The sequence below is a fragment of the Helicobacter sp. MIT 14-3879 genome, assembly GCF_003364125.1.
In genome coordinates this window covers 1-4,189 of sequence record NZ_NXLP01000092.1, presented here as the reverse complement: position 1 = coordinate 4,189, position 4,189 = coordinate 1, and the positions used below count along the sequence as shown (strand labels likewise).

Annotated in this window: 5 protein-coding genes and 2 pseudogenes; all 7 read right to left on the bottom strand. The window is 27.0% G+C overall.

The genetic code is table 11. The annotated features are described in order from the left end of the window. Nucleotides 1-360, bottom strand: a pseudogene (locus tag CQA44_RS11385) (transcriptional regulator); the annotation flags it as partial. After that, nucleotides 361-2,388 (bottom strand): hypothetical protein, encoded by a 2,028-nt coding sequence (locus tag CQA44_RS11380; RefSeq protein ID WP_115547334.1) that lies wholly within the window; start codon nt 2,386-2,388, stop codon nt 361-363. It abuts the pseudogene before it with no gap. Nucleotides 2,389-2,398: 10 nt separating this feature from the next. Next, the gene (locus CQA44_RS11375; protein WP_115547333.1) at nt 2,399-2,770 is read right to left on the bottom strand and encodes a VapD; all 372 of its coding nucleotides are present in this window, start codon (nt 2,768-2,770) and stop codon (nt 2,399-2,401) included. Continuing rightward, nucleotides 2,761-3,084, bottom strand: coding sequence for a hypothetical protein (locus CQA44_RS11370; RefSeq protein WP_115547332.1), 324 nt, complete (start codon nt 3,082-3,084; stop codon nt 2,761-2,763). The genes CQA44_RS11375 and CQA44_RS11370 overlap by 10 nt, the downstream gene beginning before the upstream one ends. Before the next feature lie 15 nt (nt 3,085-3,099). Further along, complete coding sequence (locus tag CQA44_RS11365) at nt 3,100-3,411, bottom strand: type II toxin-antitoxin system PemK/MazF family toxin (RefSeq protein WP_115547331.1); 312 nt, start codon at nt 3,409-3,411, stop codon at nt 3,100-3,102. A 1-nt stretch (nt 3,412) separates the two neighbouring features. Beyond that, complete coding sequence (locus CQA44_RS11360; protein WP_115547330.1) at nt 3,413-3,673, bottom strand: AbrB/MazE/SpoVT family DNA-binding domain-containing protein; 261 nt, start codon at nt 3,671-3,673, stop codon at nt 3,413-3,415. Nucleotides 3,674-3,745: 72 nt separating this feature from the next. Next, nucleotides 3,746-4,189, bottom strand: a pseudogene (locus tag CQA44_RS12740) (hypothetical protein); the annotation flags it as partial.

The window sequence follows — 4,189 nt, the reverse complement described above, 5'->3', positions numbered from 1 at the left end:
GAGATTAAAATCTCTCCATTGATAATCTTTAGTAGCTGGAATAATCCAATAAGAATCATTTAAAGAAAGTCCTAAGGAAATATCAATGTAATCCATTAACAATTCTTTACCATTTTCACTATAAGTTGCAATAACATTTTCAACAAATTGTCTATTTGAGGGAATTTTTCTATTTTCTATAAAAGATTTTAGGCTATTACTTAACTCTTTCTTATTTATTGTAAGCGGCAAAATTTTATCATATATTAAAACATTCCTAATAGATTCTACAAAGCCCTTACCACTTTCAAATTCTTTTGTTTTTGTAACAACCTCAAACCTCAAAACTTCTTTATCTTTATTTTTTAGAATATATTGCATTTATTCTACATCTCCTAAAATATCCCTGCTTCTTAAGTTTCTTTTAGGCTTTTCTTGTGATGATTCTTTATTTTGGTGAGAATCTTGTTTATCAAGCATAGTATTAAATACAGAGTTTAATCTTTCCTCTAAAGCCACATTTTTATTTTTAAGCTCTGCTATTTGTTCTTTATATATATTTTCTTTATCATTAAATATTTCTAGCTTTGCTTGAATCTTATATAGCTCTTTTATGTGAGTTTCAGAAAGACTAAGATTTTCTTTAAACTCTTTTTGCAGGGATTCTAACTCTTGTTTGTTTTCTTTTAAAGCATTCTCTAGGAGAGTATTTTGTGAGTTGAGTTTAAAATTTTGTTCATTTATTGATTTATTTTCATCAATTAACCTTTTAAATTCTTTATTTGTCTGTTCTTCTTTAGTTTGCATTGTAGCTTTAAGCTCTTTTAAAGTATTCTCTAAGAAAGTCTTTTGTGAGTTGAGTTTAAAGTTTTGCTCATTTATTGATTTATTTTCATTTGTTAATTCTTCATTTAAAGAATCTAGCTCTTTAATCTCACTTTCATATTCATTAATAATTTTTTCTTGCTCTTTTTGTAGCTTTACAAGTTCATTGCTCATTTGTTCTTCCATAGCTTTTATTTTAGCCTCAAATTCTTGTTCTACCTCATATTCATATTTTTGCATTTCATTATTATATTTTTGCACAGTGCCTTTTAATTTGCTTATTGTTTCTTCTTTTTTTTCTACCTCATTATAGACATTTTCACATTCTTTTCTAAGTTCATCTTTTTCTTTATTTAAAGCTATAATCTCTTCTTCTTTGCTTCTTAGATTTAAAATATCTTTGCTAAAAAGTAAAGAGGCAAAATTAATTGTGTCTTCATTGCGATATTTTTGTTGGATATTCTTCATTGCCTCAAGTATGCTTAAGCCATTGTAGAGATAATCCCTTAAGTCATTATAAGCACTAGCAGAATCCTTTTGGGCTTTTTCCAAACGAAAATTTGTCTTTTCAATTTCTTTTTGTTTATAAAGCTCAATACTTTTTGCAACAATACTCTCAATTTTATCTTGTGTTTGATTATGCTTTTCTTTAAGATTATCAACAGAATGTAGTGTCTTTTCTTTTTCTTGTTGCTCTTTTTCAAAATCAGTAATATTATAGAGTTTAATGCTTTTATCTTTTTGTAATACTGTTTCAGTATCCTCTTGTTTTAAGGAAGTCCTAGAAGCATTGGCTTCAAGTTTTAATTCATTTTTTGCTTGAGCTTTTGAATCATCGCTTAATGCTTTTTGTTCTTTTATCATTGCTTTAAGTTCTCTTTTTTCCTCTGCATTCAAAGTCCCCCAATGAATAATCTCTTCAATATATTTAATATTTTTCTCTCCATTAGCATAATTCATACAAAAGCTCTCTCTGATATTGTGGTCATCAAGCTTACTTGCTAAATCAAATAAGAATCTTGCTACAATGAAATTATTATCCTTTGGCACTTCATAATTTTCAAGCATTGAAATATTTTCTCTTGCATTACACATATAAGGTTCATTGTTGTAATAGAATGCTCCCTTTTTATGATAGATAAGAGAACAAGAATCCCCACTTACATCTACAAAATCAACCAAAGAAACGCTTTTAGTCTCTAAAAATATATCCTTGATAAGCTCTTTAGTATCTTGATTTGCAATATCTCTTAAATCAATACTAAATTTAAAAAATTCATAATCATTAATCTCTTTTAAATTCTTTGATTTTAAGAAATTAATACTTTTAAAATCAAAGCTATTTTCTATTCCCTCTTCAGCAATTTTATTAAGAATCTTTATATTTCTACTTATATCTTCTTTAAGCTCTGCAATGGAAGAGAAATTTTTATGAAAATTAATAGCATTTTTTTCTAAAAAATCTATGTATTCATTTTGTGATTTTGTCCAAAATTTTTCTAAAGTATCTAAAATAGCTCGTTTTGAAATATCTTCTATTTTGAGTTCATTGAAATCTACTTTTCTTAAACTAAGATTTAACATAATATTTCCTTTATTTTATTGTTTTCCTTTTTATTTTTAAATTTTTAAGGCTTAGTTCTTGTAGTGTTATCTTATCTTTTACTTGTTGTGTGTAATCAATCATTAAAGGTTGGTCATAGCCTCTAATGCTTTTAACACTTTGAGGAAACCAATCAAATTCATCGCACATCTTATCGATTAAATCACCCAATTCATAATCACTAAATTTAGTTGTAGAATCATACACAGAACCCTGTGTATGATTAAAACTTTGTTTATTTAAAAAAGCTTCTATATCGTTATAAGCATTATGCCAATCTCCTTTAATATAATGCTTTTGTAGTGCTTTGGTATCTAAGTCAAAGGCTATGGATTTGAGTTTTTTCTCTTCACTCACGCCCATACTCCTTTATTGTTTATTTTAGATTTTTCTATAATATCTTCTGCATAATCTTTTCCATATCTATCATCTAACCAATACCAAGTTTTAACATTTCTAGTAAACCACTCGCATTTACGCAAACAATTAAACACTAAAATTCCTAAATGTGCTTGAGCATTCTTTGTGCCTCTAAATTCATAATGATTTTTAGAAACTTTGCTTAAACCTGCTCTTTTTATGGCAAGTTCTTCTATTTTTGCATATATCGTTTCTAAATCATATTCTCCCTCTCTTAAAATCTTTTCTTCATCAAGCTCAAATCTAGTTCCTAGCATTATTTTCTCCTTTATCTAACTAAACATTTCTAAAAGAATATTTTTTAAGACTTCTTGTTTTTTAGATTCTAAATCACAAATTTTATTTAAGAATCTATCTACACTCACACAACAAATTTGGTCACATAAGATTCTAGCCCTTTTCCCTTCAAGCTCAAAGCTTACTCTAAATGGGGAATCAAATCCTTTTGAAGTAATAGGTGCAACCAAACGAGTTTGTAAATAATTTAATTCATTAGGTGAAATGATGACACAAGGTCTTTTTTTTACAATTTCAAAACACCTAGTTGGATTTAAATCTATCCAAAAAATTTCAAACTGCTTCAATTTACCAATCCCAATCTTTTAAATCTTTATAAAGAAAGTCTTTTTGTAAAGAACTTATAGCTTGCACATTTTCTTCTTGCTTTGCCTTATTTTTGAGTGTTGCACTATTCCAATTTAAACGATGTGCTTTGCTTGGACTTAATAAAAGTCCATTTTTTAATAATTGAAAATCAATAATAGAATCTTCTAAATGAGCTTTTTTTATAAAAACTTTTGGTATGCGAACACCATAAGAGTTGCCAATTTTTACTAACTTTGTCATCACCTACCCTTTAAATAAAGTAATTATTTTGTAATTATATTTAAAAAAAGTAAATATGCAAATATTAACACTTTATAATACACCTCTGCTTCTTTGTGCGTTTAAAATATTCTCTTGATTTTGTTGTAAAATTGCTATTTTATCTTCTATTTTTTCTTTACCAACAAAGTCTCTTAATTCAATATTGGCATTTTGAATACTCTTGATGTGATTTTCAAGTATTGCCATATAATGTTGCGTCTCTTTAGAATCTTGCTTTGCCTGTAAGGATTCTTTAGCTTCCTTAACTAATTTTAAATCTATTGCTTCTTGTGTTTGTGCTGTAATAGAATGAGAGGATTGTTTGTTAGCAATAAACTTGCCTTTTTCATCAAGCAAATATTTATATTGAGGTAGTAAAGATTCTATTTCTTTACTCTCCATATTAATCTTAATCTTCTCTTTTCTTAACTCGTTTCTTATCTTAAAAATCTCATTCATATTTCTTAAATCTTGTTTTAAAGTATCAAGTAGAAT